The sequence below is a fragment of the Pseudomonas saxonica genome (assembly GCF_007858365.1).
In the GTDB taxonomy this organism is placed as follows: Bacteria; Pseudomonadota; Gammaproteobacteria; order Pseudomonadales; family Pseudomonadaceae; genus Aquipseudomonas; species Aquipseudomonas saxonica.
Genome location: NZ_VFIO01000011.1, coordinates 121,008 through 147,304 on the forward strand (window position 1 = coordinate 121,008; position 26,297 = coordinate 147,304).

The 26,297-nt window shown below is 55.7% G+C and carries 20 protein-coding genes and 1 pseudogene; 10 read left to right on the plus strand and 11 right to left on the minus strand.

Annotated elements, in window-relative coordinates; genetic code table 11:
• Positions 1–113: 113 nt before the first annotated feature.
• A complete protein-coding gene (locus FJD38_RS20990) occupies positions 114–464 on the plus strand; it encodes a DUF3147 family protein (protein WP_003253461.1) in 351 nt (116 codons plus the stop codon).
• 32 nt (positions 465–496) lie between these two features.
• On the opposite strand, the pseudogene FJD38_RS20995 reads toward FJD38_RS20990, so the two are convergent.
• A pseudogene (locus tag FJD38_RS20995) lies at positions 497–822 on the minus strand (DUF2790 domain-containing protein).
• A gap of 689 nt (positions 823–1,511) precedes the next feature.
• Here FJD38_RS20995 and FJD38_RS21000 point away from each other — a divergent pair.
• Positions 1,512–2,186 (plus strand): heavy metal response regulator transcription factor, encoded by a 675-nt coding sequence (locus tag FJD38_RS21000; protein WP_003253457.1) that lies wholly within the window; start codon positions 1,512–1,514, stop codon positions 2,184–2,186.
• On the plus strand, positions 2,183–3,601 hold the full coding sequence (locus FJD38_RS21005; protein WP_146387286.1) for a heavy metal sensor histidine kinase: 1,419 nt from the start codon (positions 2,183–2,185) through the stop codon (positions 3,599–3,601). Before FJD38_RS21000 ends, FJD38_RS21005 begins: the two co-directional genes overlap by 4 nt.
• Before the next feature lie 57 nt (positions 3,602–3,658).
• On the opposite strand, the gene FJD38_RS21010 is transcribed toward FJD38_RS21005, so the two are convergent.
• Entirely contained in the window at positions 3,659–4,246 is a 588-nt protein-coding gene (locus FJD38_RS21010) for a hypothetical protein (protein ID WP_003253452.1), read from the minus strand.
• 266 nt (positions 4,247–4,512) lie between these two features.
• Here FJD38_RS21010 and FJD38_RS21015 point away from each other — a divergent pair, with 266 nt between their 5' ends.
• Entirely contained in the window at positions 4,513–4,734 is a 222-nt protein-coding gene (locus tag FJD38_RS21015) for a hypothetical protein (protein WP_003253450.1), read from the plus strand.
• An 82-nt stretch (positions 4,735–4,816) separates the two neighbouring features.
• On the opposite strand, the gene FJD38_RS21020 is transcribed toward FJD38_RS21015, so the two are convergent.
• From FJD38_RS21020 to FJD38_RS21030, 3 genes are read right to left on the minus strand one after another with little or no spacing between them, the layout of a single operon-like run.
• A complete protein-coding gene (locus tag FJD38_RS21020; RefSeq protein WP_003253448.1) occupies positions 4,817–6,271 on the minus strand; it encodes an ArnT family glycosyltransferase in 1,455 nt (484 codons plus the stop codon).
• Positions 6,265–7,248, minus strand: coding sequence for a glycosyltransferase family 2 protein (locus tag FJD38_RS21025; protein ID WP_003253446.1), 984 nt, complete (start codon positions 7,246–7,248; stop codon positions 6,265–6,267). The genes FJD38_RS21020 and FJD38_RS21025 overlap by 7 nt, the downstream gene beginning before the upstream one ends.
• A complete protein-coding gene (locus FJD38_RS21030; protein ID WP_003253444.1) occupies positions 7,214–7,633 on the minus strand; it encodes a GtrA family protein in 420 nt (139 codons plus the stop codon). The genes FJD38_RS21025 and FJD38_RS21030 overlap by 35 nt, the downstream gene beginning before the upstream one ends.
• A gap of 257 nt (positions 7,634–7,890) precedes the next feature.
• Between FJD38_RS21030 and FJD38_RS21035 the strand changes: the two genes are divergently transcribed.
• From FJD38_RS21035 to FJD38_RS21050, 4 genes are all read left to right on the plus strand, one after another.
• Positions 7,891–8,859 carry a LysR family transcriptional regulator gene (locus FJD38_RS21035; RefSeq protein ID WP_009682003.1) on the plus strand — a complete coding sequence of 323 codons (969 nt, stop codon included), beginning with the start codon at positions 7,891–7,893 and terminating at the stop codon, positions 8,857–8,859.
• Positions 8,860–9,069: 210 nt separating this feature from the next.
• Positions 9,070–10,377, plus strand: a complete 1,308-nt coding sequence (locus FJD38_RS21040; protein ID WP_003253440.1) for an OprO/OprP family phosphate-selective porin — start codon at positions 9,070–9,072, stop codon at positions 10,375–10,377.
• Between the two features lie 298 nt (positions 10,378–10,675).
• Positions 10,676–11,701 (plus strand): hypothetical protein, encoded by a 1,026-nt coding sequence (locus FJD38_RS21045; protein WP_003253439.1) that lies wholly within the window; start codon positions 10,676–10,678, stop codon positions 11,699–11,701.
• 127 nt (positions 11,702–11,828) lie between these two features.
• Complete coding sequence (locus FJD38_RS21050; RefSeq protein WP_003253436.1) at positions 11,829–12,053, plus strand: hypothetical protein; 225 nt, start codon at positions 11,829–11,831, stop codon at positions 12,051–12,053.
• Positions 12,054–12,143: 90 nt separating this feature from the next.
• Here FJD38_RS21050 and FJD38_RS21055 read toward each other — a convergent pair whose 3' ends face one another.
• From FJD38_RS21055 to FJD38_RS21080, 6 genes are all read right to left on the minus strand, one after another.
• Entirely contained in the window at positions 12,144–14,141 is a 1,998-nt protein-coding gene (locus tag FJD38_RS21055) for a heavy metal translocating P-type ATPase (RefSeq protein WP_009682002.1), read from the minus strand.
• 201 nt (positions 14,142–14,342) lie between these two features.
• Positions 14,343–14,666 carry a DUF2790 domain-containing protein gene (locus tag FJD38_RS21060; protein ID WP_003253432.1) on the minus strand — a complete coding sequence of 108 codons (324 nt, stop codon included), beginning with the start codon at positions 14,664–14,666 and terminating at the stop codon, positions 14,343–14,345.
• Between the two features lie 184 nt (positions 14,667–14,850).
• Positions 14,851–16,272 (minus strand): group II intron reverse transcriptase/maturase, encoded by a 1,422-nt coding sequence (gene ltrA / locus FJD38_RS21065; RefSeq protein WP_094990040.1) that lies wholly within the window; start codon positions 16,270–16,272, stop codon positions 14,851–14,853.
• A 476-nt stretch (positions 16,273–16,748) separates the two neighbouring features.
• Positions 16,749–19,910, minus strand: a complete 3,162-nt coding sequence (locus tag FJD38_RS21070) for a CusA/CzcA family heavy metal efflux RND transporter (protein ID WP_003253428.1) — start codon at positions 19,908–19,910, stop codon at positions 16,749–16,751.
• A gap of 24 nt (positions 19,911–19,934) precedes the next feature.
• Positions 19,935–21,185, minus strand: a complete 1,251-nt coding sequence (locus tag FJD38_RS21075; RefSeq protein WP_094989992.1) for an efflux RND transporter periplasmic adaptor subunit — start codon at positions 21,183–21,185, stop codon at positions 19,935–19,937.
• Between the two features lie 68 nt (positions 21,186–21,253).
• A complete protein-coding gene (locus FJD38_RS21080; protein ID WP_016712696.1) occupies positions 21,254–22,525 on the minus strand; it encodes a TolC family protein in 1,272 nt (423 codons plus the stop codon).
• Positions 22,526–22,929: 404 nt separating this feature from the next.
• Here FJD38_RS21080 and FJD38_RS21085 point away from each other — a divergent pair, with 404 nt between their 5' ends.
• A complete protein-coding gene (locus tag FJD38_RS21085; RefSeq protein ID WP_003253422.1) occupies positions 22,930–24,273 on the plus strand; it encodes an OprD family porin in 1,344 nt (447 codons plus the stop codon).
• Between the two features lie 489 nt (positions 24,274–24,762).
• Positions 24,763–25,437 (plus strand): heavy metal response regulator transcription factor, encoded by a 675-nt coding sequence (locus FJD38_RS21090; protein WP_003253420.1) that lies wholly within the window; start codon positions 24,763–24,765, stop codon positions 25,435–25,437.
• Positions 25,438–26,297: the final 860 nt, after the last annotated feature.

Genomic DNA, 26,297 nt, shown 5'->3' on the forward strand with positions numbered 1-26,297 from the left:
GGGGATGTTGTAGAAGAAATGCGATGAGGGATGGCGTAAACGGCAGGAGCACTTCGAGAGGGGTTGGAGAATGGCTTCACCTCCCCCGTCCACAATCCCCAGAAGGTTCAGCGATGGCTTGGATCATCACGAAGTACCTACTCACTGCCGGAATAGTGATTCTCGTATCAGAGCTGGCGAAACGCAGTGACAAGCTGGGCGGCCTGGTCGCCGCCCTACCCCTGGTCACTGTCTTGACGCTGGTCTGGCTCTATTTGGAGAACCAGAGCATGGAGAAGATCTCCAATCATGCTTGGTACACGTTCTGGTACGTGCTTCCTACACTGCCGATGTTTATCGCGTTCCCGTTGCTGCTACCTAAGCTCGGCTTCTGGCCGACCCTTATCAGCAGCATCCTCATCACAATGGCCAGTTTCGGATGTTTCGCCGTACTGCTGCGCCGGTTCGGCATTGAGCTTCTATGATCCGGCGACCGCAGACATCATCTTGATGAGCCTTAACGGCTGTTAATACACTCGCCCTTCACCAGGTAGCGAACCATGTGCAGCTCGCCTTTCGAGTCTTCGTAGGTCATCATACTTCTTACATTACCGCAGTACACACGCTGGGTGATACATACACCAACTTACCAACGTCAAGGTCCATACCGTAGGCATAGTCTTCAAGTTGAGGCATGGGCTTTTTTACGCGCTGAGCATAATCCGCAGTAGCCTCTCTAGCAGAACGCTCAATGCGTTGGTTTATTTCCATACCGCTTTGTGCATTGGCTGTTAGTGATGTGAAGAGCATAAACACGGCGATCGCTGATACAGTAGTGTTCATAAGAAGTCCCTTAATAAAAAAGCGCCCGTAGGGGGGCGCTAAAATTCACCTACCAAAGGAGCGTATGGTTTACAGGTGAATGCATTGACGAGAACAACTGCCCGCTGCTCTTGCCAAGCTGCTTTGAAATGAGACAATTTCCAAAGCAGCGATGCCTCTTCCGCTGCCCTTAAACTAGCAAAGGAGGCTAACACCAAGATGATCGCGCAATTACAATTTGGACATGTAATAGATTGTAAGGTAATTATTCGGGAGACTACTGAGCCACCAAGTGAACTAATTCGCAGAAAGGCGTAGCAGTTCGCGGCCGTGCATGGGGACTGCCTGCGTGGCGCACTCGATGCAAGGCCAGCGCCAGTCTCTGCAAGCTGGCGACCGAAATACTGCCTGTCATGGCCGATTCCGCCTGTCAGGCGAAGCTGTCATACACCGTCGCAGACCCCAGAATCCGCTAAGCTCAGAGCTGGAGCCTGCATGACTGTCAGAAATCTTGCGGCTACATTACAAATTTGTAGGATTTCGCCGCGGCCAGCTTCTTCGCGTTAAGATTCAAGCGTCCTCAGGTGACCCGGCGTATGGACAGAGGTAGCGACTACCACATGCCATACCCTCAGCCTATCTTTCGAACAGCCTGCAACCATAATCTTGGCGGATTAGGCCAACTCCTTCCTCACACCTTGAGATAAGTTATGCGCGTTCTAGTTGTGGAAGACGAAATTAAAACTGCCGAATATCTTCAGCAGGGCCTATCCGAAAGCGGGTATGTCGTAGATATCGTGCACAACGGTGTAGATGCCCTGCACTTGTTCAACACTAATGTCTATTCGTTGGTCCTTCTGGACGTGAACCTCCCCGGTATCGACGGCTGGGACCTGCTGGAAACCATCCGTAAGACCAGCCGGGTCCGCATCATCATGCTGACCGCCCGCGGACGCATCAATGACAAGCTCAAGGGCTTGGACGGCGGCGCGGATGACTACCTTGTGAAGCCATTCGAATTCCCTGAACTGCTTGCTCGCATCCGTTCGCTGCAACGCCGTGGTGATGAGTTGGTCGAGAAGAGCTCGCTGAAAATTGCGGATCTGGAACTCGACTCCGTCCGCCATCGCGTCTTCCGCGGTGGCACACGCATCGATCTCACCACCAAGGAATTTGCGCTTCTGCACCTGCTCATGAGCCGAACGGGCGAAGCGCTGACTCGTTCCCAGATCATCTCGTTGGTCTGGGATATGAATTTCGATTGCGACACCAATGTCATCGATGTAGCCATCCGGCGCTTGCGCTCGAAGATCGATGACCCGTTTGAAACCAAGCTCATTCACACGCTTCGTGGCGTTGGGTACGTTTTTGAGGAACGCGCATGAGGCCATTCAGCCTGGCTGCAAAGCTGGGGTTAAAAGTTGGGTTGATGAGCGCAGCGTTGCTGCTTCTGTTCGCCACCTTTGGCTATCTGATGGTAGGTAAGGCTCTGGAAAGAAATGCCCGAGCGGACCTGGAAGTAAAGATGGCGGGGATGGCTCACAACCTGTCCACCATCCCGGATATCTCCGGCGTCAACGCAGATGCACATCAGCTTGTCGATTTGGTCATGGGCCACAACAACCTGTATGTGAGCATATTCGATACCTCACAGAATCAGACTCCTCTGCTCTCGATTGGCTCGAAACAGGTCAATCTGGAGGTGCACAAGTTTCAGCCGGCGGCCCAGCCTAAAGAGCATGAATGGCGTGATACGCAGGACCGTCCTCTGCTGAGTGCTTCTCGGATCATGCGCTTGGGCGATGGAACAGAGGTCAGCGTCTATATGACCATGGACCAGTCATCCAGTGAGGCACTGCTTGATGCGTTGCTGACTTGGGCCTTGATGATGTTCCCCGTCATCCTCGCACTGATCTTGGCCATTGGCTGGTGGACCGTGCGCAGAGGCCTGCTGCCGCTGACCAAATTCCTCAAGGTGGCGTCAAAGATCTCAACGGAGAGCCTCGACCATCGTCTTCCGACTGATGGGATGCCGGCAGAACTCAAGAAGCTCGCCGACGGCATCAACATCATGCTGGCTCGCCTGGATGATGGCGTTCAGCAGCTCTCGCAGTTCTCTGACGACCTTGCCCACGAACTTCGAGCACCGCTTTCCAACCTGATGGGCAAGGCCCAGGTTGCCTTGACCAGAGAAAGATCGCTTTCCGAGTACCGGGAGGTTCTAGAGTCGTGCACAGAAGAGTTGGACCGCATGAGCCGCATGGTTTCCGACATGCTGTTCTTGGCCCAGGTCAGTCACCCTGCGTCCATGGTGGAGTTCGAACCGGTGTCCCTGGTCGACGAGGTTCAGCGCGTATGCGACCTCTTCAGCATTTCGGCAGAGGAAGGCGAGATCCAGCTGCAGATTTCTGGGAGTGATGATGTGGTACGCGGGAACCGCCTGATGGTTCAACGGGCCGTCTCAAACCTCGTGTCGAACGCGATCCGCTACTGCCCTCGCGGCCGCACGGTCTACGTGAAGGTGCAGCATAGTGCGAGCGGTACGACCTTGAGTGTCGGCAACCCCGGCCGCGGTATTGCCAAGGAACACCATGCGCACTTATTTGAGCGGTTCTACCGTGTGGACAAGAGCCGAGCACGGAGCGAAGGCGGTACCGGTCTTGGCTTGGCCATTGTGCAGTCGATCATGAGCCTGCACCAAGGGTCGGCGAGCGTGGAGGTGACCGAAGAAAACTTCACCTGGTTCCACCTTCACTTTCCCGCAGCCCAGCAACTGCAGCCAGCAATGACCGCCGCTTAAACCGCGCAGACATGATTAGGCCCGTCCATCGACGGGCCTTTTTGTTTGCTCAATGCATCAGTGCCGGAGGACCACAGGGTCCATAGGCGACCGCAGAATCACCGACTTGATGATCTTCTGCTCGTCAGGATTGGCGTTCTTCCACAGGTGTGAGAAGTACTGAGCATTCACTTTCTCTTGAGCACTTACGCTGCCGGCGGCATCGATCAGGCGCATGGTCGAGTAGACACAGATCAGCGCCAGAATGAAGAACGACGTGGCGACCACCATCACATAACGCTTGGCCAGCACCGGTGCCCGCTTGAGCTCCTGGATAGAGGCGTCCGCCGCCTTTGTCGCTGCTGTAAGCTCCGAGATCAGTGGCTGGATGGCGGTGTCGACTCCGCGGCATGCAGCTGAATACGCTGATGCAGCGGCGCGCAAGGCAACCTCCTCCGCGTTCGACCAAGCCTTCTCCGCCTTTCGCACCTCCTCCTGAATCTGCCGGCCGACAGCGTCCACCTGCTCCACCAGTTCGTTCGACCTCTCCAGAACAGCGCTGGAGGTCCGCGTCTGCGAGGTCAGCTCATCGAGCTGGACAGTGAGTTTTTCAGTGCAGCGGCGAAAGTCACCGATAGCAACTGCCCAGGGCTCTATGTCATTCATGGCTATCTCCTAGGGCGGCCAACAACGCCGCGCTGAATTAACGCGCTAGATATCAAAATTGTAATTTAAGAGAAAATTCTTAGTCGCCCTCGACAGTGCCGAGATAGACATGATCCTTCCAGATTTGAGGATTTAACGCATCCTGCCTGCCGCCAAAATTACGGAATTGTAATTATTGACTCACCTTGTCGTTAGCTTCGCGTTCCTAAACTACAAACCAACAAAGGCCGCTAATCAGGCAGGCCTAGTATGAACCGAGGTTCACAATGAAATTTGTCAAATCTATCGCTATTGGCAGCCTGCTGCTGGGTCTCATGGGTACCGCTTACGCTGAAGGTGGCTTCGAGCGAGCGAAACAGTTCAATGAAAACTTCCGAACCGAACAGGCTCGCCTATGGAGCGATGACTCTTCGGACCAGAACAAACAACAAGTCGCTCAAGAGCAAAAGAAAGAAAGCAAGGATGGTAAGGAACAAGCCGACAATTAATCGGCGGTTAAATAGGACTTCAAATGACGAAAGAAATCGACAAAAAAGCCAGGATAAAACCTGGCTTTTTTGTGCTTGGAATTTAGCCTTCGTTCTTGCGAGGCGTTTCCGCATTGCTTTCTCCAGCCAGACCCTCGGCACCTTGTACGGTACGTTTCCAATGGCACAGCATGAGCTGGCTGGCGTTCGCTTCGGTGATCGCTGTACATGCTAGATCAGCGGGCAGACCATCCTTGCTGTCTCGCAAGCGCCTGGACAGATAGAACGAGCCATCCTGCGGCCACTTGGCAGGATCCTTGATGTTCTCGGACTTTCCGCTGCTGTAAAACTCCGACGAGTATGAGCGGCGGCCAGGATAGATCAGGGGAGCGGAATGAGCAGACTGCACATTGAGCCAGGCTTGAACCACATCTCGCTGATTCTGAGGTCGCTCCTCAAGTACCCCGGCGTAGATGATGCCCGCACCGATGATTGGTAACACCAATGCACTCGCCGCGGCAGCCCATGTAGTCTTCGGGCCAACATCGCTGATCCGTCCGGATAGCAGCAATGCCCAGGCTGGCAGCGCAGGTAGCAGGTAGGTCCACAGAATGTTGCCTGCAAATGTGAAGAAGACCGGTGTCGCCAAGGCCCACAGCCAGAGGTAAGCCTCGAAGCGCTGCATTGATTCACGCTTGCGGATCAGTAATGGTAAGAAAAAGGCCCACGGCAGTAGCGACAGTCCGAGCTGGATCCAGATGGTGCCATATGGCTTGGCATGAGCACTGCCGTATAGGTCGCCCGCCCAGTTACTGACGACGTAGCGGCTCCAGTGCTCACCAACGAAGAAGTACTCCATGAAGCCGGGCGTTTTCATCTCGGCCGCGACATACCAAGGCACGGATATACCGAACATGAGTACAAGGCCGCTGATCCAGGGAAGCCTCAGTACCCGTCCCCATTCCTTGTAGATAACGAACCAGGCGAATGCCGGCGCCCCCATAAGCACTAGGGTCAGAGGGCCTTTGGCAAGCAAGCCCAGCCCGAGACCTGCGAACATCAGGTAGGCATCCGCCTTGCTGGCGCACTTCATCCAACGCCAGAAACCGTAGCTGGCCAGCAGAATCGAGAACGACAAAACAGGGTCGGTCAGCACGACACCGCTGGAGACTAGGCCAAGGGTGGTGCTGGAAAAGATAATGGCGGCCCAGATGCCGGCGTTACGGGAAATCTGCTGCGTGCCGAGTTTGATGATGATGAAACAGCTTGCCAGGTGCAGCAGCCACGCCGGGAAACGCGCAGCGAACTCGTTAACGCCGAAGACCGTCATGCTTGCGGCCTGGGTCCAGAAGGACAACGGTGGCTTGCCCCAGAACGGTACCCCGTAGTCGAACATGGGCGTGATCCAGTCATTCAACTCGACCATCTTGCGAGCCATTTCAGCGTAGCGAGCCTCCGATGTGTCCATCAGTGGATAGATGCCCAGCCCCACCAAACGCAAGAGCAAAATCGAACCCAGGATCCACCACAGCGTCCGCTCGTTTTTCAGGCTCAGCATTTCTTACCCTCGATCGAGGCCATCGAAGGGTGGAGTGACACGGGATCCGCCTTGCTGCTGTGCTTCAGGAAATAGAGAGGCCGGCGCTTCACTTCCGCGAGTGTCACGCCCAGGTACTCCCCCACCATGGCGACACCGACGCACATGAATGAAGCCATTCCGACGATCAGGTGATGGATGTCGAAACTTCCTGCCACAAGCGACGCAAGCATGTAGCAGATGCTGGAGACGAAAAGACCGAAACTGATGAGGCTGAAAATGCGCAGCGGTTTGCGAGAGAAGCTGACGATGCTTTCGATGGCCAGATTGAACAGGCCAGCTGCATTCCACTTGGTGCTGCCGGCATGGCGAACGGTGCGATTGTAGGGCAGCTCGATGGTACGGAAGCCTACCCAGCCGATCATGCCTTTGAGAATCCTGGAGCGTTCGTCCAGCGCCCGCAGTGCTGCCAGCGGCGCAGGCCCAATCAATCGGAAATCGCTGACATCGGCCGGCATGTCCACCTTCTCCACCAGGCGCTGCATGACCCAGTAGTAAGCCCGGGCACTCATGCGCTTAAACCACGAATCACCGACTCTCAGGTTGCGTTGCATGTTCACCACGTCGTAACCGCGTTGCCAGTGGTCCACCATGGCCGAGATGAGCTCTGGTGGGTCCTGCAGGTCGACATCGATGAAGATCAGCGCACTGCCACGGGCATGGTCTATCCCGGCGCTGAGTGCAGCCTCTTTGCCGAAGTTGCGACTCAGGGACAGACAACGTACAGATGACCCATCCTGATAGTGGCGAAGAATGTCGGCCGTTCGGTCGTTACTGCCATCGTCGATATAGAGGATTTCGCAGGAGACGGGTAAGCGCTTCACGACGCGGGTGATCCGCTGGTGGAACTCGGGGATGGTTTCCTCTTCCTGGAAGCAAGGGACGACGATGGTTAACAAGGGATCAGGGCGCTCGGGAAAGCGATGTAATGTCTGCATGATTGAATGTCCAAAAACGATGTGCAATGAATCCAAGTGCAGTGAGGCTTAAGGTCACTACAAGTTGGGAGATGAGCGGTGACAGATTCGACTTGATGAGGAACCACATACCCACGCCATTGCCGAAGTTTGTGGCTAACGCGACCAGTGCAAACCTGACAGGCTGAAACTTACGAGAGCCATCTGACACAAAGCAGAGCGCCCTATTTCCAATAAAGCTTGCGATAGCGCCAACCATGCCTCCACAGATACTGGCTAGCAATGGAGTAGATAATTCTGTCGTAACCAGCACTAGGAACACCGCATAATGGATTCCCGTTGCTATGAAGCCGATCCCCAGATAACGAATCAGTAAGGTAGTAAGAGGTAGGGTTTGATTTTCCATGCCCAAAGCCTATGGAGGCAAAGGTGAAAAAAAAGTGAACCAAATGTAAATGCGTAATTGGCTAAATTTAGATCTGCCAAGTAATGAAATTGGCGCGCTAGGCTAGCACGCTACAATATCAGCAAGATTGCTCGAAAATTACGCTTTCGAAATAAAACCTTCCGATAACGCATGCATGACCTGCGGATTACAATGCTGACAAGATAAGGAAATGCTGGGTGGCATTGAGATAGATTCCCCGAATTAAGGGGGACCCAATGGTTACACAAAATGAAACATTTACAAGCAGCGTTGTTCCTTACAGTCCTGACATATTGGATGATCTGCCAATTGATGATCAGCTGGCCGTAGAGTTTTTCGCAACAGCACGTTGTGCCAGTTTCAAACAGGCTGCCCGGGGGCTCAATGTGCCAGTGGTAGGCCTTCGGAAACGCTTGGAGAAACTGGAAGAGCACATTGGTGCTCCCGTGTTTGTATACAAACACAACAAGCTTGCCCTGACCCGCACTGGCGAGAGGGTCAGCCATTACCTGTGCCAGCTCTTCGGCCCAGACGGCCTTGGCAAGTCCGGTGAAAAGGAAGTCCCCAGGCTTACCATCGCGATCACGGAGCCAGTGTTGAGCGACATCGTAAACCGCGATCTAGTCGCCTACGTGCGCGATCATGCCGAAATGCAGCTTGAAATCCATTCAGAGTGCACAACGCAGATGCTCTCTGAGTGTGAAGTCGATGTGGGTATCGCTTTCGTGAGCCCAGATGATGAGGGCGCGTTTGATCGCCATCCTACGTATAGGTTTGAACGGCTTGGCCGGATTGGGCACTCGCTGTTCATTTCCAGCCGCTACTCAAGAAGCGTCACCCTTCCAGTGCAGAGCCTGGATTTGCACAACTTCATGCTCGTTATCCCTTGGGATGAAGAGATTTTGGCGGGCTCACGAAAGTGGGCATCGATAATGGCTGAGCATCAGGGCGGTACCACTCGGGTAAAGAACTATAACTTATCCCGTGGCCTTGTCGTAGGAGGCGCGTGTATCGGTGTGCTGCCCGACTATAGTCGAAAGATGGAGAGGAATATTCTGCCGGTGCCGGGTTTTTTGGACGATCTGGAGGAGAAAGATGTCTATCTTGTTATCAAAACCAAGCTTGCCCGCAACCCGCACGTTCTGGAAATCCGTAGATTGATCAAGAAGAGCTTCTTTGATAAGAAGGACTGGCTTGTTCGGTAACAGTTTTGTTAGGTTTCAAACTCTCCTGTTAACACTACAGAAACACAACTGTCATATTCGCTTGCAATCTAGTCAGAGTGCTTAGAACAAAGGCATCTTGTTACAGCAGGTGACAACCGTGGCCTGCTCCCATCTGCAAGATAAATTTAGGCCGACGAAGGGCGAAATACAACGTCGGTAGCTAAGCACTTAACATACGAGAGGCAAGCAATGATCCGTTCTTCGAACATGCGGGAAAAGCTGTTGGCTGCCGCAATAATAGGCACATTTTCCTCGCAAGCATTCTCCGGAACAGTAACCACTGACGGAGCTGACATCGTTCTGAAGACCAAGGGCGGTCTTGAAGTATCGACTTCTGACAAGGAATTCAGTTTCAAACTGGGCGGTCGCGTTCAGGCCGACTACGGCCGTTTCGATGGTGTCTTCACCAAGAATGGCGATACCGCTGACGCCGGCTACTTCCGTCGCGCCTACCTTGAGCTCGGCGGCGTTCTGTACCGCGACTGGAAGTATCAGCTCAACTACGACCTTTCCCGCAACACGGGCAACGACTCCGACGGTTACTTCGACGAGGCCAGCCTGACCTACACCGGTTTCAAGCCCGTCCAACTGCGATTCGGTCGTTTCTACACCGACTTCGGTCTTGAGAAAGCCACCAGTTCGAAGTGGACCACTGCCATGGAGCGGAACCTCTCGTACGACCTGGCGGACTGGATCAACGACAACGCCGGCATGGGTGTTCAAGCCACCAGCACCATCGCTGACATGGCTTATGTCTCCGGTAGCGTTTTCAGCGAAACCAACAACAACTCGGATGGCGACAGCACCAAGCGCTACAACGCACGTGCCGTGTTCGCACCGCTGCACAGTGATGGCAACGTCCTGCACGTCGGTGCTCAGTACGCTTACCGCGACCTCAAAAACAGTGCGGTCGATACCCGGATTCGTTCGCGTCTTGGCGTTCGCGGTGTAGATACCAATGGCGGCGGCGATGCCGGCACCAACGGCAACCGCATGCTGTTTGGCGGTGCCGCCGCACAAGATGGCCTGTGGAAGGACGATTCGGTCTGGGGTCTCGAAGGTGCCTGGGCCACCGGCCCGTTCTCGGTGCAAGCGGAATACCTTCGCCGCAAGCTGAAAGCTGACCAGGCCAACAGCGACATGAAGGCCTCTGGTTACTACGCCCAGATGGCTTACACCCTGACCGGCGAGCCGCGTATCTACAAGCTCGACGGTGCCAAGTTCGACACTATCAAACCAGAGAACAAGGAACTGGGGGCCTGGGAAGTTTTCTACCGCTTTGACGATATCAAGGTCGAAGACGGCAACCTGGTCACCGCAGCGGATCAATCGAACGAGCGCAAGGCCAAGAGCCACACTGTGGGTGTGAACTGGTATGTCAACGAGGCAGTGAAACTCAGTGCCAACTACATCAACGTGCGTACTGACAATAACGAGAACACCGTGGGCGACGACAGCGGCAATGCAATCGTGACCCGCCTGCAATACGTCTTCTGATCCCTCTCATCAGTCTGACGTGAGAAAGCCGGAAGCGCTCAATGTGCTTCCGGCTTCCCTGTTTCTGACGTGATCGAGCTTGGAGCGTCCTCCTCCTACCTGCTCTCGCTCACCTGATGACCTCTCTTGCCAAAACTCGGCGAATCTGGTGTGATTGCCGCGTCGGGTTTTGCATGGTGGCCGTGCAAGCAAACCAAACCTGACTCCTACTCATGATTGAACCTGATTCGACGTCCAGCTTCGCGTCTAACGGCCCTACAAGCGCAGCTACCCCAACGTCGCTCATTAGGGGATAGTCATGTCTGCCAAAAAGCTGCTTCAACCTCTCGCTGCTCAGCTGCACGCCTCATTCTCGGCTTCCGGTCGCCCGTACGCTCACCAGCACATTCACCAGTTGCTCCACGCTGCCATTGGCTCCGTCTCCCCAGAAGTTGACTCCCAAGACAATCTGCCAATCCAGGTATGCCGTGACAGCGACAGGCAGTACAACCTCTACGAGACGATTGAGCGGGCGAAAAAGTGCTTGGGATTGACCGATCTTCAAGCAGTCGGCGTGGCTGAAGAAGTCATCGAAGTACTACGAGCTGCAGGGATAGGCGTGAACCAGGTTCGCCTGCTCCTCGACCCCTCCTTCACCTCGAAGACTCGTAAAAAGGCATTCAAAGCCCTTTGCAAGAATCTGGATCTGAACGAGCTCGGCGATCGATTCGTCCCGAAAACGGCGACGCTGGCCATTGCGGCGGGTATGGCACCGCCTCCGAAAATCACGTGGAAAGATCGCTTCGCACTGGCTGCAGATTTCCCTATACGGGGACAGAGCCAGCTCGTCGAAATGGTGACTCGAAGCGAGTGCTATCTGTGGGTATTTCCGCCGACTGATCATCAAGCTACGGCTTCGGCGAGTCACGACCGCTATTTCGGTGAACAGACCCATCCGAGCGCTGAGATGGGCATGGGGTTCACTATCATCGATTCCGGATCGACCCGCCCTAAATTTCCGATGCTCTCCAAACAGCCGGAAGAGACCTTCATCCAGTATTCACTTTCGGCGCCGATGTGGTTCTGGCGCGCACAAAGTAACACCTGGCGGCTGGGAAACATCCTGCGCTCCAAGATCCTTGACGGGGCTCCTTGGCATAACGAGCCCTTGAGCGATGTGCTGCCAGGTGGTCTGAAGTCTCTGCCGCGGATTTATGGGTGCACCACCTGCCAAACGCTGTTCGTCGAGAAACACAGCGGCTATCCGGATGTACCCACTCAGTGCCAATGCGGTGAGGCGAGCAGCACGCGTGACCAAAACGAGTCACCTGCTCTCAATAGCTGATTTTCCTTACGGTGGCGGGCTATGCCCCCCGTTAGGGATTGGCTATGGGAGCGGGATTCGCTCACCCCAAACCTGAAGGCGCCGCCATCTAACCGAGCGATATGAGCTGAATGCTCGCGGAGTAGATATGCAGAACAGTACCAACAAACAAGACACCCTGGCGGCGATCAATGCACTTGTGGAGATTGCGTATGATCAGGGATTTGCGAACGGACAAGGGGTCGGCAATCAAGTCGGTTTCGTAGCCGGTGTCATGAGTCTCAAAGCTGCGTTGGCCTGCGGCTTAAGGCACGGCTCACCTGAGTGTGGGAAGGCCCTTGAAAGCCTCAAGCGCATCGGGATCGACGAGTGAGAAAAGTACGGGTCGTGCGCTGATCGCGCACGACCCGTACTTCTACTTCAAGTCATTTCCCTGCTTAGCTTCATGATTGAAGCTCAGGGATCAGGAGCTTCTGCGGTAGGCCAACAACCGCAAGGCGTTGAAGACGACCAGCAGTGTGGAGCCCTCATGGATCGCAACGGCGGCACCAATGCTCAAGCCCATGATGGTAGACGGAACCAAGATGGCCACAATCCCCAAGCTGACGAACAGGTTCTGGCGGATGATCGATCGCGTGTGACGGCTCAGCCCCACCGCAAATGGGAGTTGCCTGATGTCGTCAGCCATAAGCGCGATATCAGCCGTTTCCAGGGCGACATCAGATCCGGCAGCCCCCATTGCGATGCCAACGCTCGAATTGGCCATGGCAGGGGCATCATTCACGCCGTCACCCACCATGGCCACCCTGGCGCTGAGGCGCAGGTTCTTGATGGCCTTGACCTTGTCTTCCGGCATTAGGTCTCCCCACGCCTCATCTAAGCCAACTTGTTTGGCTACCGCCTCTGCAACGCGGTTGTGGTCCCCAGAAATCATGACCATGCGGTCGATGCCCATCTCTCTGAGTTTCTGGAGTGCCTCTTTGGCACCCTCTCGGGGTGTGTCCAATAGCCCGATAGCGCCCAGATCCTTGTCAGCGCGACGTACCACCATGGTTGTGCGGCCCGACTGACGCAGACGCTCCGCAGCCTCCAAGGCTGCCTTGCTCAGTGCGGGAATACCATTGGTACCGAACATCTCGACCTTGCCAATCCAGACGAACTGCCCATCAAGCTCGGCACGTACGCCGCGGCCAATCATGTTGCTCATGTTCTTGGCTTGCAATCGGCGCCGTGTGCCAATCATCTCTTCACCGTCACGCACAATTGCCGCAGCCAGCGGATGGTCGCTCATCGACTCCACAGCGATGGCGACGTTTAGTAGATCCTCGATCTGCGTGCCGCCTACCGGTATTACATCGGTGATGCGTGGGCGCCCTTCGGTCAGGGTACCGGTCTTGTCGAATGCCATGGCATTCAAGGAGCCGAGCTCTTCAAGCGGTGCACCGCCCTTGATCAGCACGCCACCTCGGGCTGCCCTGGCGATGCCAGATAGAATGGCGCTTGGTGTTGCGATCGCCAGCGCGCAGGGGCTGGCTGCAACCAGTACGGCCATCGCCCGGTAGAACGAGTCACGGAACGGCTCATCAAGGAAAATGCCGGCAAATAGCAGCCCGACTACCAGCAGCAAAACCAACGGGACGAATATGCGTTGGAAGCGGTCCGTGAATCGCTGGGTCGGTGACTTCCTGACTTCGGCTTCACTGACCATCTTGATGACCCGCGCCAGGGTACTTTCCGTAGAGCGCCGTGTTACCTCAACCTCGATGAGCGTTTCGCCATTGATGGTACCGGCGAAGACTTTCGAGGCTGCATCCACTGCATCTGGCTTGCTGCGTGCGAGTTCGGCATCAGGGACAGGTTGCTTGTCCACGGGGACGCTCTCACCGGTTACTGGCGCCTGGTTGATACTTGAGGAGCCCACTACAACAAAACCATCGGCCGGTAGGCGGTCATTGGGGCGCACGATGACAACGTCACCGGGAACCAGCAGCTCCACAGGCATTTCCAACGTGCCATTTGCTCTGCGTACGATCGCGGTGGCTGGTGCGAGCTTGGACAGTGCCTCAATCGCTTTCTTGGCCCGCCCCATCGCGTAGCTTTCAAGGGAATGCCCCAGACTGAACAGGAACAGCAGCAGAGCCCCCTCCGCCCAGGCGCCAATGCTCGCGGCACCGGCTGCGGCGAGAAGCATCAGCGAATCGATCTCGAAGCGTTTCTGGCGGATGTTGCTGATCGCTTCCTTGGTGGTGAACCATCCACCGAACACATAGGCCGACACGTACAGAATCAGGGGCAGTCGATCAATCAGGTCAAGTTGTCCTGCGAGAGCTCCGGCACCCAGGAGGGCACCACAGATCAGCGCGAAAATCAGCTCCGTGTTCATGCCAAAAATGCCGCCATGCTCATGGCTATGACCTTCATGCCCAGCTTGGTCATCAGGGCGTTCAAGCAAACTCTTCATAACTCGTCCCTTCTGGGGTCAAGGCTTCCAATTGCCCTCTGCAGTTGGGAGCCGTCGCGGTTGGTTAGCTAAGACCTATTGCACGGTTTGCCCCGGCCCAGGCGTTAACATGTCAAAACCATGGGGCATCGGGCGTAATAAAAAATGCCAGGCACTGCCTGGCATTTATGAATTCTCTAATTGTTCTGTTCAAATCGTTTACTACTTGTTGTTGATGCATTGCGAATACATCGAGTAACGAACAGTCTTGAGCGTGCCCTGGGAGTCCTCGAAGGTCATCAACCGTGGGTAGACCTGGCAGGTACGTGGGTCCTGCGACTGACGTACGAACTTAGCAACGTCTATCTTCATGCCATATTTGTAATCCTGAATCTCTGGCATTGGCTTGCCATTTTTCTCCGCGTACTTGGCCACTGCGGTCTGGTGCTCCTTGGTGTATTGCAGCTGCTTGCTCTCGGAAAAAGTGTTGGCCTGCGAAGCCACCGAGAAAACAACAAGTGCAGCAGCGATAATTAGCTTTTTCATAAAACCCTCTCAATTTCAAAACTTCTCGGGCGTAACCTTAGCAATGCATAGGCATCACCGGCATGACGAGAAACTTACAATTTTGAAAGGTAAGTGCATCTACTTCACTTTAAATCGAGTAGGAGGCGGATTCACACCCGCCGTCCTCTCACACCACCGTGCGTACGGTTCCGTACACGGCGGTTCAGGTTACGCGGCTAAGCCGGTTAATCGTATCCAGTATCGAGACCAGCCCGAGCCGGTCCCACAGTTTCTTTGGCAGCGCGTAGTTCATATGTTGCGCTCCCGAATTCCACCATGGACCTCGGCCATTGAAGGCTGACTTGTTGGCACGCTCCTCGCTCAACCCCAGGCGCATCAAGTTTCTCAGCCTCGTGGGAGGCTGCTTCCATTGACGCCAGATGACGCAGCGGAGTTTGTGCCTGACCCAACCATCCAGTTCCTCAAGCGGCCGCTTGCTCTGGCTGAGCTTGAAGTAGCTAGCCCAGCCTCTCAGGACGGGGTTGATCCGCTCGATGACAGTCGCCATTTTGCGAGCCCGTACGCTGCGCAGCAGCATTCTGAGCCGGTCGCGTAAGCGGTCTAGGCTCATCCTTGCCACGCGCAGCCTTGGCTGCCGGTGCCAGCTCATCCCATAGCCTAGGTAGTCGCACTTCCACGCCCTTGCCACTTGGCTTTTCTTCCTGTTCACCGTCAGCTTCAGACGTTCTCTCAGGAAGCGCTCGACGCTGACCAACACCCGTTCGCCGGCCCGGGGACTGCGTACATAGATGTTCGCATCATCGGCATAACGTACGAAGCGATGGCCCCGTCGCTCCAGCTCGCGGTCGAGTTCGTCGAGCAGGATGTTCGACAGCAACGGCGAAAGCGGGCCGCCTTGCGGCGTCCCCTCCTGCCGTGGGCTGACGACACCGCCCGACATGATCCCGGCTTCAAGGTAGCGGCGGATAAGCCTGAGTACGCACTTGTCTTTGATCCGACGTTCGATGCAGGCCATGAGGATGTCGTGATTGACCCGATCGAAAAACTTCTCCAGATCGAGTTCCACGCACCAGCGGTGTCCCGCTGTCACATGAGCACGAGCCATCTCGATGGCTTGATGCGTACTTCTGCCCGGACGAAAACCATAGCTGTAGTCCGAGAACAGTGGGTCGAAGATAGGTGTGAGCTGCTGCTGCAGTGCTTGCTGGATCAGGCGATCCACGACGCTGGGGATTCCCAGTTGCCGTGTGCCGCCCTGCGGCTTGGGAATTTCAACCGCTCGCACTGCTTGGGGCTGGTATTCACCGGCCAGTAACCTGGCCTTGAGGGTTGGCCAATACTGTCTCACGTAGCCCGCCAAGTCAGCAACCGTCATGCCATCGGCACCCGGTGCTCCCTTGTTGCTGACCACGCGTTGATACGCACGTCTGAGGTTGGCCGGTGCAAGCACCCGCTCCATCAGCGTGTCCGGCTCCGCGTTCGTCCACGTCACGGACGCCGTCGATACCTTTGCACTGTCAGGCGTCACCCTCGGCTTCTGGCCGGAGCTCGGGATGACAGTTTCCGCTGTGGGAAATTTCTGCATTACGGTTACCAACGAGACGGCGACGCCTACTGGCGGCATAACCTGTTCGGCCCTTGGTGGCGCGGTTAACCGCCACTTACTACGGCTTCGGCTGACTTCTGCACGCTCATCCCGTCGCCTTTCGACGCGCGGTAGCACAATGGCAAACGTACAGATCTCCCAGGGTAATTCGCGCGACCTTCCTGCTTATGCCTGTCGGATCTACGTCACAGCGTTCCGTGCAAGTATTGGGCTTTGGCGATTTGTGCCACCTCACCCCGCTGTGCCGCCTCTATCCGCTTCCTGTTCGTCAGGCCAGCATTTTGCCTCGGGCTTCCTTCAGATTCGCGGTCACCCGCGACACCCTTGCCTCCGGCTAACACTTCCCCTTGCCGGGTGTGTAGAGGACTTTCACCTCCAAGTCACCCGCTTGGCCACCACAGCCAAGCGGGTTGCGCTTACGCGCAACGCGCCATGCCTGGCGCACACAAAAAAGCCCACAACACGTGTTGTGGGCTTCTCTTTAGCGGAGCCTGTTAGCTAACCACTTCGGCCTCGTCGCCGTCTTCATCCTTGCGGTGTGCCCAGTAATACAGGGCAGGCAGTACCAACAAGGTCAATGCGGTGGAGGACAGGATCCCGCCAATCACCACAGTCGCCAGTGGCCGCTGAACTTCTGCACCGGTACCGGTGGCCAAAGCCATCGGGATGAAGCCCAGGGAAGCTACCAAGGCAGTCATCAGAACAGGTCGCAGACGGGTTAATGCACCTTCATCGACTGCCTGCCTGAGCGTTCGCCCTTCCTCCCTTAGCCCGCGGATGAAGGCAATCATCACCAGGCCGTTCAGTACTGCAACGCCGGACAGTGCAATGAAGCCGACACCTGCCGAGATCGACAGTGGGATGTCCCGCAACCACAACGCCACAACACCACCGGTGAGTGCGAATGGAATACCGGTGAAGACCAGCATGCCGTCCTTCAGGTTGTTGAACATCAGGAACAACAAGGTCATGACCAGCAGCAAGGCGACTGGAACAACGATCTGCAGCCGTTTGGCAGCCGACTGCAGCTGCTCGAACTGGCCACCCCAAGTCGTCCAGTAGCCCGCAGGGATTTGCACCTTCTGATCCAGCGAAGCGGTCGCCTCCTCAACGAAGGATCCCAGGTCACGGCCTCGAACGTTGGCACTGACGATTACCAGACGCTTGCCGTTCTCGCGGCTGATTTGGTTCGGGCCCAGTTGCAGGTCCAGATTAGCGACCTGCGACAGCGGGATGAAACCGATCTGGTTGGCACCCTGAGCCGCATTGGCAGGCACCGGAATCAGCAAACTGGACATCCCCGCTACGTCGGTGCGAACGGTCTCAGGCAGGCGCACTACCATGTCGAACCGACGGTCGCCCTCATACAGCGTGCCGGCCTGGCGACCACCCACGGCGATAGCGATCGAGTTCTGAACATCCGCGATGTTCAGGCCGTAGCGTGCTGCTTTCTCGCGGTCGATGTTGATTGTCAGCACCGGCAGGCCGGATGTCTGCTCAACTTTCACTTCCGACGAGCCCGGTACCGCTTTGAGCGCTGCCGCGATCTTGTTGGCGGTGTTGTTGAGCACGTCCATGTCATCGCCGAAGACCTTCACAGCGACATCACTACGCACGCCCGAAATCAGCTCGTTGAAACGCAGTTGGATTGGCTGCGACAACTCGTAGTTGCTTCCTGGAACACCCGCTGCGGCCTTCTGCACCTCAGCAATCAGCTCATCGCGAGGCTTCTTGGGGTTAGGCCACTGATCCTGAGGCTTGAGCATGATGTAGGCGTCGGAGGCGTTCGGTGGCATCGGGTCAGATGCAATTTCCGCGGTACCCGAGCGTGCGAACATCCGCTCGACTTCAGGCACCTGCGCTATTACCGCTTTCTCCAGACGCTGCTGCATCTCGACGGACTGAGTGAGGCTCGTTCCAGGCACACGCATGGCCTGCATCGCAAAGTCACCCTCACTGAGGCTTGGGATGAACTCGCTACCCATACGACTTGCCAGCACACCACTGAGCACGACCAAGGCTACTGCGGCCGAGAAAGCGATGTTCCGATGTCCCAGCACCCATTGCAGAACCGGCTCATAGCGCAGTCGAGCTGTGCGCATGACCACGCCTTCCTCTTCCTTCACCTTGCCAGTGACGAACATGGCAATAGCTGCAGGAACAAAGGTAACGGACAGGATCATTGCGCCCAGCAGAGCCATCACAACGGTGAACGCCATAGGGTGGAACATTTTGCCTTCGACGCCGGTGAGGGCGAAGATCGGCAGGTACACCACCATGATGATCAGCTGACCGAAGATCAGCGGCCGGCGAGCTTCTCGCGCCGCGGCAAAGACCTCGTGGAAGCGTTCGGTTTTGGTGAGCATGCGGCCATGCTTATGCTGCGCATGAGCCAGTCGACGGATCGCGTTTTCTACAATAACCACGGCACCGTCGACGATGATGCCGAAGTCGAGTGCCCCCAAACTCATTAAGTTGGCACTGACCTTGTTGTTGAACATGCCTGTGAAGGTGAAAAGCATGGACAGCGGAATCACCATCGCGGTGATCAGGGCTGCACGGATGTTGCCGAGGAACAGGAACAGAATCGCGATTACCAAGATCGCGCCTTCTACCAGGTTCTTCTTCACCGTCGCGATGGCTTTTTCAACCAGGTTGGTACGGTCGTAAACGGTCACAGCCACCACGCCCTTTGGCAGGGTGCGGTTGATGTCCGCCAGTTTGGCGGCGACAGCTTGAGACACAGTACGGCTGTTTTCACCAATCAGCATGAACACGGTACCGAGCACGACTTCGCGGCCGTTCTCAGTAGCAGCACCTGTGCGGAGTTCTTTACCGATGCTGACGTCAGCAACGCTGCTGATGCGAATCGGTGCACCATCCACGCTGGTGATCACGATGTTGGCGATGTCTTCGATGTTGCCTACCTGGCCGGGCGCACGGATGAGCAACTGCTCACCATTACGTTCGATGTAGCCGGCGCCGACGTTGGCATTGTTACTTTCCAACGCTGCGACCAGGTCATTGAGGGTAAGCTTGTAGGTAGCCAGGCGCTTAGGATCTGGCGCAACCAGGAACTGCTTGGCATAGCCGCCGATGGTATTGATCTCGGCTACACCCGGGACGTTGCGCAGCTGAGGCTTGATGATCCAGTCTTGGATCACGCGCAGGTCGGTCGGGGTGTAAGGCGTACCGTCCTCTTTGACCGCGCCATCTTCGGCTTCAACGGTCCACAGGAAGATCTCGCCGAGGCCGGTAGATACCGGGCCCATAACGGCCTCTACGCCTTCTGGCAGCTGTTCCTTCGCAACCTGCAGCCGCTCGTTGATCAACTGGCGGGCAAAGAAGATGTCAGTGCCATCCTTGAAGATCACGGTGACCTGAGACAAGCCAGAGCGAGACAGGGAACGGGTCTGCTGAAGGCCCGGGAGACCGGCCATGGCCGTTTCAACTGGAAACGTGATCCGTTGTTCGGTTTCCAAAGGCGAATAACCAGGCGCTGCAGTGTTGATCTGCACCTGGACGTTGGTGATATCGGGTACCGCATCGATGGGCAGCTTTTGATAGCTGTAGATACCGATACCCGCCATGATCAGAACAGCGATCATTACTACGATGCGCTGCTCGATGGCGAATCTGATGATACGTTCAAACATGAGAAATCATCCTGTCAGTTCGCATCAGTGACCGTGTTCGGCAGAAGCTTTGCCGAGCTCGGACTTGAGTGTGAAGCTGCCACTGGTTGCTACCTGGGCGCCGGCTTCAATACCGTCGATGACTTCCACGTACCCATTGTCGCGACGACCCAGTTTTACCGGGCGGGTGTCAAACCCATCTGGGGTGCGTACGAATACCGAGGGTTTGTCTTCAACGGTCTGGACTGCGTGCTCAGGGACCGCTACGGCAACTCGATCAGTCTGGGAAGTGACCGCAATGTTCACGAACAGGCCTGGACGCCAGGCACCGTTGGGGTTGGTCAAGGTGACGCGGACAGTGGCTGCGCGGTTTTGCTCGCCCAGCAGGCTCCCGACATAACCCACCTTCCCTTCGACCTCGACATTCATGTCAGGCGAAGAGACTTTCACCGCACGACCAGTCGTGACCTTGCCCAGATCTGTAGGCGGGACGGCGAAGGTTGCCCAGACCTGATTCAGGTCAGAAAGGATGAAGGCGTTGGTCGCCTCGCTGACGACTTCGCCAACGGTCAGGTGTTTCTCCACCACCACGGCGTCGAAAGGAGCTCGGAGTTCGTAACGATTACCGCCAACGGAGTTAACCGAAGCACCGATCGCACCGACCTTCTGCTTGGCGTTGGCCAAGGAGATCTCCGCTTCTTGCAGCGCTTGGCGTGCTTGGAGGTAGTCTTGCTCCGCGGAAATCTTGTCCTGCCACAGCTGCTTCTCACGCTCGAAGGTCACTCGCGCCAGTTCGACGCGACGCTGTGCGGCCTGTTGTTCGCTGCGCAGGTCAGAGATCTGCTGGCTCGCGATTACAGCGAGGACCTGACCCTTTTTGACCGTCTCACCCAGGTCGGCTTGGACAGTCTCTACAACGCCAGGAACACGAGGAACCACGTGGGCGGTCCGGTCTTCATCGAAGCGAATTTCGCCCGGGAAGCTCACGACTGTACCCAATTCACGCGGCGCTGCAGCTTCCAGGGCAACGCCGGCAGCCTTGATCTGCTCAGCGCTAAGCGTCAGCTTGCCCTCTTCTTCACCGCCCTCTTCGCTGTGGCCTTCTTCACCATGGCCCTCATCACCCTCCTCTTTGGCGGCAGATGCGGCTTTCTTTTCGTCGCCATGGCCATCGTTAGCGCCATGCTCGGCGGTACTAGCGGCCTGCTGTCCAGAACTGTTGTTCCAGGCAAGGCTGCCAAATCCGAGGGCTGCCACAGCGGCTACCGCGAGGGCGATCTTGCGTTTGTTATCCATTGCTACTCCTGCTGATCGTAGGCACCGGCTTGTTCAAGGCTGTGTGCCGAAGAAAATGTTTGGCCCGTTCAGCGAGCGCCGGCAGTTGAGCCGACTTCGCCATAAACCCTTTCCACCTGCGCACGCGCATTGGTCGCCGCTGCCAACGATTCGAGATATTGGCCACGAGCGACGATCAAGGTGCGCTGGGCATCCAGCACTTCGATGAAGCCGAATTTGCCCATCTCGAAGCCGCGGGTTGCGGTATCTACGGCTTGTTGGGCTGACGGCAGAATGGTCTTGTCGTAGGACTCGACCTCCTGCATGGCGGTGGACCACTGGTTCAACGCGGTTTGGGTTTCGGTGCGCAGCCGCAGCTCCACAGCATTGCGCTGGTCTCGGGCCTGATCTGCACGACGAGAAGCGGAAAGAATGTTGCCCTGGTTGCGATCAAACAGCGGCAAAGGCATAGAGACGCCCACAGTGTTGACACGCTCGCGCACAGAGCGGTCGTACTGGCTACCTACGCTGACGGTAAGGTTCGGGATACGCTGAGCTTTCTCTGAACCGAGCGAGGCATCGCTCTTGTCGATCTGTACCACGGCCTGGCGCATTTCTGCGGTCTGATCGAGCTTCGCCAGCAGCTCTTCAGTCCGCGGTGGCAGTCCCGGGGAGAGGGTTGGCGATTCGAGTCGATCAAAGACGGTGACCGAGCTCCCGGTAATTTGAGCGAGTTGCTGGTAAGCGGTCGTCTTTTCGGTTTCGGCACGTCGAACTTGCAGCTTTGCTTCGGCCAGTTGTACTTGGGCGCGGGTGGCCTCTACTGGAGACGATTTACCTGCGCGAACACGACCATCGACGATGCGGAGACCGCGCTCAGTCAGTTCGAGAGATTGCTTGGCCAGGTCAAGGCCTGTCTGGGCCCGCAATGCGGCGTAGAAGGCCTGTACGACGTCTGCCCGCAGACCGTTCACGCGACGGTCCAACTCCAGCTGTGCGGCGGTCTGCCCGTAAGTGGCGACGTCAACACGAGCTCCCCGCTTACCACCCAGCTCCAGGGTTTGGCTAAGCGACACGGTCGTCGTGCTGGTGTTACGACGGGTGTCTTCCACGTCGTACGAAATAGTGGGGTTGGGGATAAGCCCGGCCTGCTTGCGAGCACCATCAGCGATGCCAATCTCTTGCCGGGCCGCGGCCAGGTCAGGGTTGGCATCCATGGCCGTCGAAAGCGCCTGGGGCAAGCTGATGCTTTGAGCAAGAGCTGCAGGTGCCATCAATCCAGAGATGACTGCACAGAGTGCAGCGATCTTCCAGGGCGAGACGGAGGTCTTGGATAAGACATTGCGGTTATACCGGGGCACTTTGATGGTCCTCGTGCACAAACTTCGATAAAGCTTGGCGAGAACGCCGAAACAGCTGCCAAGCCCCACTTGATTAGGTGATGGCACTCTAATGAGCGGTAGCTATCAGAGGGGTGGCTAGAAAATTACAATTTCGTAAGAAAGTCCTGTAATGCCCGAAAATACTGGGAAACCAAACCCGGCACTAGGATTTCGTTACAAGCAACGGAGATGGCAAACACGCGGTGCGAAGGCGCCGAATAACAGGCAGATGACGAAATTGTAATTGTCCTATCACCCTCCCGTTATCTTCGGCCTGCAAATATGAGCTCGCGCTACGCTAGGCGCGCCGCCGGGTCAGAACAATTAACGACACCCGCGCCGGTAAACATAATAAAAACTGCCGTGAATCAAAGGAGCATCGGATGAAAATCAAAGTACCACTGTATTTGGCGGCAGTTTCTGCGCTGTCTGGAAGCTACGCTATTTCGGCACAAGCTGAAGACAAGCCAGAAGGCTTCATTGAAGGCAGCAGCCTTACAGTGTTGAACCGTAACTTCTACTTCAACCGTGATAATCGCGACAGCACCGCCCCCACTTACAACAGTGGCAAGGGCAATACCAACGGCTACTCCGAAGCCTGGGCGCACGCGATCATCAGTAAATTCAACTCTGGGTTTACCCAGGGTACCGTTGGCTTCGGCGTTGATGCCTTCGCCATGATCGGCCTCAAGCTCGACACCGGTGATGGGCGCAACGGCGGCCGTAGCTCCTTCGACGTGCTACCCGTTGATAACAAGGGCGAAGCTCGCGACGAATACACCAAGGTCGGCGGTGCAGCCAAAGTCCGCTTGTTCGATACCATCGTGAAAGTAGGTGATGTTTTCCCATCGACTCCGGTCGTTGCATCCGGTGACTCTCGCCTGCTGCCAGAAAGCTTCCGCGGCGTGACCGTTGAGAACACCAGCATCCAAGGCCTCACCCTTCAGGGTGGTCGACTGCACGCCATGAGCCAGCCAGTCTCCAGCAACCTGAACGACAACTTCGTGACCTTCTACGGCGGCCCGGTCAACTCGCCATGGATCGGTTACGGTGGTGGTGACTACTCGATCAACGACAACTGGACTGTGAGCGTCTACGCCAGCCAGCTGAAAGACGTCTGGAATCAGTACTACGCCGGCACCAGCGTTGTTTACCCGCTGAGCGACGATCTGGCGCTGATCGGTGGCTTCAACTACTACAAAGCCGTAGATGAAGGTAAGAAGCGCCTGGGTGAATTCGACAACAACATCTGGAGTGCCAAGGTCGGCGTGCGTTACGGCGCCCACACCCTGGCCCTGTCGCACCAGCGCAACAACGGCGACGACGATTTCGACTATCTGCGTCAGTCGGACTCGATTTTCGTCGACAACTCCATCCAGTACAGCGACTTCAACTCGCCGAAAGAGCGTTCCTGGATGCTGCGCTATGACCTGAACTTCACCAGCTACGGCATCCCAGGCCTGACGTTCATGACCCGCTACGCCAGAGGCTCGGGCGCGGATTACTCGAACGCTAACCAGTTCTACATGCGCACCGACGACAACGGCAACCCGCTCGACAATCAGAAGCGTTGGGAGCGTGACGTCGAAGTCAAATACGTTGTGCAAACCGGTCCGGCAAAAGACTTGTCCTTCCGGTTGCGCCAGGCAACCACGCGTGCCACTGCTTTCGAATCGGATCTGGATGAAACTCGTGTAATCATCGAGTACCCGCTTTCGATTCTGTAATTCGCTGAGCGGGCCAGTCTTTCGACGGCTGGTCCGATTAGTAAAACGAGCATTACGAATTCACCTTGAGTGGCTTAATTGCTCCTTTGGTAAAAGGTGGATATTTGGCGCCCATTGGGCGCCTTTTTTTTGCCTAAAATTCAAGTAAGCGTTCGATTGTACGCATTGCATGCCGGTGAAGTTCATGACTACACCAATGACCAGTCTCCTCAACATGAGCGACCTCGCCGTCATCCGAACGGAACGAAGCTAGCACAAAGAAGAAAATAACCCAGTATTTCATATGGTCAAATCATCCGCTGGAGAGAGGGCCCGCAACTGTCAAACCCAAGCCGCGACAAGATATACCTCCAGACTATCAACTGTATTACCTAGAAATTACAAATCCGTCATTTGAACCCCAACACGCTCATTTCGATTTACCATCCATTTCAATAATGCCGGCGCGCGTGCGCGGTTAATTGCTCAGTGATATCGAGACATAATCCCATGCGAATTCTGGTAATTGAGGATGAAGTAAAAACTGCGGAGTATGTGCGTCAAGGCCTTACAGAGTGTGGCTATGTCGTAGATTGCGTCCACACCGGATCAGATGGATTATTCTTGGCCAAGCAGCATGAGTACGAGCTGATTATCCTCGATATAAACCTACCAGAGATGGACGGTTGGCAGGTCCTTGAGTTGTTGCGCCGTAAAAACTGCCCGTCCCGCATCATGATGCTGACGGCGAGAAGCCGATTGGCGGATAAGGTCCGGGGGCTGGAGAACGGCGCAGATGACTATCTGATCAAACCATTTGAGTTCCCAGAGCTGCTAGCCCGGGTTCGCGCCTTGATGCGCAGGTCAGATCACCCCGCATCTGTGGAGGTCATTCGCGTGGCCGATCTGGAACTTGATCAAAGCCGGCACAGGGCATTCAGGGACGGTCAGCGTATTGATTTGACCACCAAAGAATTCGCGTTGCTGCACTACTTGATGCGTAACACCGGGGTGGTACTGAGCCGTACGCAGATTATCTCTCAGGTTTGGGATATGAATTTTGATTGCGACACGAACGTTGTAGAGGTGTCGATTCGAAGACTCAGAGCCAAGATAGATGACCCCTTCGAAACCAAGCTGATACACACACTTAGAGGCGTAGGGTATGTACTTGAAAAGCGTTAATTGCCAAACTATATAGTATCGAGATCGGCTAACTAATTCCGTCGCAAACGTGCCTACTGAACTGGATTTTACTATTTACGACCCGCGGCGCTGATTCCTTACCCCGCAAATGAGGTAGGCTGTGCATGAGGTATAGCATTGATTATCAGCAGGTCTCGGAGGATCAAGAGTTTGTCAGGCCTGATGACCGCTCAGCTGATATTGTCTTTAACAGTGAGCATGGCTTAGCTCTTATCCCATGTGTTGGCGATGTAGTCAACCTACCCTCTACGGCCGTCAAAGCGGGGGTTTGTGGCGTCGTCAGATCAAGAATTTTCAATTATCTCAGGGGTCCTGAAGAGTTTTACTGCCACGTCAATATTTTTGTTGAAGAGGCCGACATCAATTTCGGCAATCTAATATCCGAATATATGCGTAACCAGGCACGCTCACGATCACCCTCCTCATAGTGGTTTGAATAGTCAATACGGATTCCGTCCTTTTATTGAGTGCTCAGTAGAACCCACGTTGCAGAGCTCTACTGAGCCCAAAAACCTTATTTCCGCTGCTGTGCAAAAACCACTAACTGCCACTCAATCTTGCCCGCGCCAGGTGCATGCTGGTGATGGTTCTGTGGAGGAAGAACATGCCCTTTGGCAATACCGATCTCATCCCCGCAGGAGACGCATCGGTAAATGCCTGGATTTGGCGCTTCGGTACCAGGCGAATACTTTTTATCGTACTCCGAATGATCGTAACCGCTCCATGAACCCCACATTCCAAGCCGGAATTTGATGTCCGATGCTGCGCTCCCGATTTCTTTCTGGAGCCAGCAGGCCATGATGCGACCCGACGCCAAAGTCGAAAAAGTCTACCTCTAT